Genomic DNA, 1,059 nt, shown 5'->3' on the forward strand with positions numbered 1-1,059 from the left:
CCTCCAGTGAGTGTTACCTCACCTTCATCCTGGACATGGGTAGATCACCTGGTTTCGGGTCTACGACCTCATACTCATGCGCCCTGTTCAGACTCGCTTTCGCTGCGGCTCCGCCTTATCAGCTTAACCTTGCATGAAATCGTAACTCGCCGGTTCATTCTACAAAAGGCACGCTATCACCCGTTAAAGGGCTCTAACTACTTGTAGGCACACGGTTTCAGGATCTCTTTCACTCCCCTTCCGGGGTGCTTTTCACCTTTCCCTCACGGTACTGGTTCACTATCGGTCACTAGGGAGTATTTAGCCTTGGGAGATGGTCCTCCCGGATTCCGACGGAATTCCTCGTGTTCCGCCGTACTCAGGATACACTCAAGAGAGAAGAAAATTTCGGCTACAGGGCTGTTACCTTGTACCGCGGATCTTTCCAGATCGCTTCACCTATCCTCTTCCTTTGTAACTCCGTATAGAGTGTCCTACAACCCCAAGAAGCAAGCTTCTTGGTTTGGGCTATATCCCGTTTCGCTCGCCGCTACTCAGGGAATCGCGTTTGCTTTCTCTTCCTCCGGGTACTTAGATGTTTCAGTTCCCCGGGTATGCCTCCTCCTGCCCTATGTATTCAGGCAGGGGTGCCATCCCATTACGGATGGCGGGTTTCCCCATTCGGAAATCTCCGGATCAAAGCTTACTTACAGCTCCCCGGAGCATATCGGTGTTAGTCCCGTCCTTCTTCGGCTCCTAGTGCCAAGGCATCCACCGTGCGCCCTTTCTAACTTAACCTAAAATGGCGATTACTCGGTATTGCTTGGTGTTACTTTACGATATTATCCAGTTTTCAAAGAACAATCATGTTTAAAAGATCAAAAGCTAAGTACGCGGCGTCCTGCCGCAGCGCTTTTGTGACCTGCTCAGCAGGCCCGAAGGAATTCATCCTTCAAAACTGAACAAAATAACGCGTCAACGTGTGTGAGAACCAAGTTCTCACTTCCGTAAATATCCTTAGAAAGGAGGTGATCCAGCCGCACCTTCCGATACGGCTACCTTGTTACGACTTCACCCCAA

Annotated in this window: 2 rRNA genes; both read right to left on the minus strand. The window is 50.3% G+C overall.

From position 1 onward, the window contains the following. Positions 1-777, minus strand: a 23S ribosomal RNA gene (locus RG959_RS23780); the annotation flags it as partial. Positions 778-1,000: 223 nt separating this feature from the next. Next, a 16S ribosomal RNA gene (locus RG959_RS23785) occupies positions 1,001-1,059 on the minus strand; the annotation flags it as partial.

The organism is Domibacillus sp. 8LH (assembly GCF_038806185.1).
In the GTDB taxonomy this organism is placed as follows: domain Bacteria; phylum Bacillota; class Bacilli; order Bacillales; family Domibacillaceae; genus Domibacillus; species Domibacillus indicus_A.